Here is a 3625-nt window from a genome sequence, read left to right as displayed (position 1 = left end):
GGAGTAGGGGGAGTAGGGGAGTAGGGGAGAAAATTTTTTCCACGAACAACTGACAACTAACAACTGACAACGAACCAAATCTAAAACCATGCTTAACACCCCACCCAAAGGGTATCGGGTGGGGTATTTTATCCTCAAGGGTGTGTGTCACAATTATGAGCAGTTCTGAAAATTTTCAGTTAACTGAAGTTTGAAGTGGGAAAATTCAAGCTAACTTGAAGGTATTGGGCTATCAAGTAGTAGAGATTAGTAAATAATTTCTAGTCTTTCATCCCAAACACAAACCCTCACCCCATTGAATTTCCATTTTTTTATCTTCTCATTTGTTTGTACAGAATTCTAAAAGTAGGCGTTAGTGATGGAAGTAATCTATCAGTATGCCTGGCTGATTCCAGTATTACCTCTTTTGGGAGCAACACTGGTCGGTCTAGGGCTAATCTCGATAAATCAGGTGACGAACCGCTTACGACAACTAAATGCTATAGTCATTATCTCCCTGATGGGGGCTTCTATGGCACTGTCGTTGGCTTTACTGTGGAGTCAAATTCAAGGCCATGCGCCTTATCTTTGGACTTTGGAATGGGCATCAGCAGGTAATTTTCACCTGACGATGGGCTACACTATTGACCACCTGACATCTCTAATGCTGGTGATTGTAACAACAGTAGCCGTTTTGGTGATGATTTACACCGATGGTTACATGGCCCATGACCCTGGTTATGTGCGATTTTACGCCTATCTCAGCTTATTTGGCTCTTCAATGTTAGGTTTGGTGGTCAGTCCTAACCTAGTACAAGTTTATATTTTCTGGGAACTGGTGGGGATGTGTTCCTACCTCCTAGTGGGCTTTTGGTATGATCGCAAAGCCGCAGCAGATGCTTGTCAAAAGGCATTTGTCACCAACCGCGTCGGTGACTTCGGTTTATTATTGGGCATTTTGGGGCTGTTCTGGGCGACAGGCAGCTTTGATTTTATGGTGATGGGCGATCGCCTATCCAACCTAGTAGAAACCGGCTCTATTAGCAATTTCCTCGCCATTGTGTTGGCAATTTTAGTCTTCCTTGGCCCTGTGGCTAAATCTGCCCAATTCCCCCTCCATGTCTGGCTACCAGATGCAATGGAAGGTCCTACCCCCATTTCTGCCCTAATTCATGCGGCAACAATGGTAGCGGCGGGTGTATTCCTAATTGCCCGGATGTACCCAGTATTTGAAAATGTCCCAGCCGCAATGAACGTAATTGCTTATACTGGGGCATTTACAGCGTTTTTGGGGGCAACTATCGCTATTACCCAAAACGACATCAAGAAGGGTTTGGCTTATTCCACCATTTCCCAACTTGGTTACATGATCATGGCTATGGGTGTGGGTGCTTACAGTGCCGGCTTATTCCACCTCATGACCCACGCTTATTTTAAAGCGATGCTATTCTTGGGTTCTGGTTCGGTAATTCATGGCATGGAAGCAGTTGTTGGTCATGACCCTGTATTAGCGCAAGATATGCGTTTAATGGGCGGACTGCGGAAATATATGCCCGTGACCAGTTTCACCTTTTTGATTGGTTGCTTGGCCATTGCGGGGATTCCTCCTTTTGCTGGTTTCTGGTCAAAAGATGAGATTTTAGGCGCGGCTTTTGCTGCTAACCCTTTCCTGTGGTTTATTGGTTGGGTGACAGCAGGGATTACAGCTTTTTATATGTTTAGAATGTATTTCTCAACATTTGAAGGTAAATTCCGGGGTAATGACGAAAAAATCAAGGTAAAACTCAAAAATGCGGCTGCTGCTTTGGCTGAGAAATCAGGGACATTAGAACTAGCACCTAATTTTGGTCCTGGGGCGATGAAAAAGGGAGAATTGGATAGTCACTCCCATGACTCCCACAGCCATGATCCTCATGAGTCTCCTTGGACGATGAGTTTACCGTTGGTGGTGTTGGCTATTCCTTCAATGTTGATTGGTTTGGTGGGGACTCCCTACGCCAATTATTTTGAGCAGTTTATCTTTCCTCCTAGCGAAACTTTGGCGGAAGTGATGGAAAAGGCTGCGGAGTTTGACCCCCATGAGTTTTACATTATGGCGGGTAGTTCTGTGGCTGTTTCTGTGATTGGTATTACTTTGGCTGTGCTGATGTATTTGGCACGGAAAATTGATCCTAGTGCGATCGCTAAAAACATTCAACCGCTATACGATCTATCTTTGAACAAGTGGTACTTTGATGATATTTATCATCGTGTCTTTGTTCTCGGTTTGCGTCGTGTGGCTAGACAAGTTATGGAAGTTGATTTCCGTGTTGTTGACGGTGCTGTTAATCTCACGGGTTTCTTTACTCTTGTCAGTGGTGAAGGTTTGAAATACTTGGAAAGCGGTCGGGTTCAATTCTATGCCTTGATCGTTTTTGGGGCTGTTTTGGGCTTGGTGATTGTTTTTGGTGTTACCTGATTTTAATGGGGGCGGTTTGTCCGCCCCTGGATTGTTTTTTTAACGAACCGCAGAGGCGCAGAGGACGCAGAGTTAATGAACCACGTTCGCGGAGCGTCCCGAAGGGATAGGAGCGAAGGAAGAAGTTTGTGGGGTGCGTTAGGAGCGCGAAAATAGTATAAAATATAGATAAAGTTATAAAAGCGAAGTAACGCACATTAATTTATGAAATTAAATTATTGTCTGAATCAGGATATCCAGGATTTAAGGATGTACAGGATGTAGAAAAAAAGTAATCTTTGAAAATCTCAAATATTCCTAGATAAGTCTTCGTAAAAAATCCTATTAATCCTCTAATCCTGGGCATCCTGATTCAGACAAAATAAGTTATCAGAATTAAAATTAAAGACTAATTTATGTATTGTCAAAATATCAACTTCTCCCGTCATGCTATTCAACAAATGTTTTATCGTCGCATTAGTAAAAAAGAAGTAGAAACTGTAATTGCTTATGGACAAATAATGGAAGAAAATCCTGATGATACACCATACCCCAGTTATTTAATATTAGATTTTGTAGAATGTAAACCGATTCATGTTGTATTTTCCTATGATGAAGCTACAGATACAGGATATGTGGTAACAGCTTATATTCCTGATGCTAATATTTGGTTAGATGGTTTTACAACTAGGAGACAAAAATAATGAAATGCGTAATTTGTAAACATGGAGAAACTAAACCCGGTTTAGTCACTGTCACCTTAGAAAGAGATGAATGTATTATTGTCTTGAAAAAAGTTCCCGCAGAAATTTGTGATAACTGTGGTGAATATTATTTAAGTGATGCAGTTACCGAACAGGTTTTAGAAACAGCAGAATTAGCAATTACTAAAGGAGCAGAATTAGAAATTATGGCTCTTGCGGTACTTTTATGGTGGAAACTCAAATAACTAAAATTTAGTACCTAAAATTTATATTCATTAAGTCTCAGACTTCAGTACCAGCAAGAGATTACAAGATTTTAAATATGTTCAGATAGCAATGATGATATAATGATAATTATAAAATACAAAAGTTTTGGTGATAGCTATGAAATTTTCTGTAGATCAAATTCTCAATCTCCCAGATATGAAAGTGTTAGATTTTCAAGAAATCGAAGGGGCAGGAATAATTATAACAATAGAAAAAGCTGTTAATAATTCTACTTGTC

At 40.8% G+C, this 3625-nt stretch carries 3 protein-coding genes; all 3 read left to right on the top strand.

Going from position 1 to position 3625, the window contains the following annotated elements:
• Positions 1 to 358: 358 nt before the first annotated feature.
• The 3 genes from AN486_RS26250 (at position 359) to AN486_RS26240 (ending at position 3365) form a co-directional block, all read left to right on the top strand.
• A complete protein-coding gene (locus AN486_RS26250; protein WP_053539730.1) occupies positions 359 to 2437 on the top strand; it encodes an NAD(P)H-quinone oxidoreductase subunit 5 in 2079 nt (692 codons plus the stop codon).
• A gap of 395 nt (positions 2438 to 2832) precedes the next feature.
• Positions 2833 to 3120, top strand: coding sequence for a DUF4258 domain-containing protein (locus tag AN486_RS26245; protein WP_053539731.1), 288 nt, complete (start codon positions 2833 to 2835; stop codon positions 3118 to 3120).
• Positions 3120 to 3365 (top strand): type II toxin-antitoxin system MqsA family antitoxin, encoded by a 246-nt coding sequence (locus tag AN486_RS26240; protein WP_290603024.1) that lies wholly within the window; start codon positions 3120 to 3122, stop codon positions 3363 to 3365. Before AN486_RS26245 ends, AN486_RS26240 begins: the two co-directional genes overlap by 1 nt.
• Positions 3366 to 3625: the final 260 nt, after the last annotated feature.

This window comes from Anabaena sp. AL93 (genome assembly GCF_001672085.1).
GTDB classification, from domain to species: domain Bacteria; phylum Cyanobacteriota; class Cyanobacteriia; order Cyanobacteriales; family Nostocaceae; genus Dolichospermum; species Dolichospermum heterosporum.
This window is presented reverse-complemented; position numbering and strand designations above follow the sequence as displayed.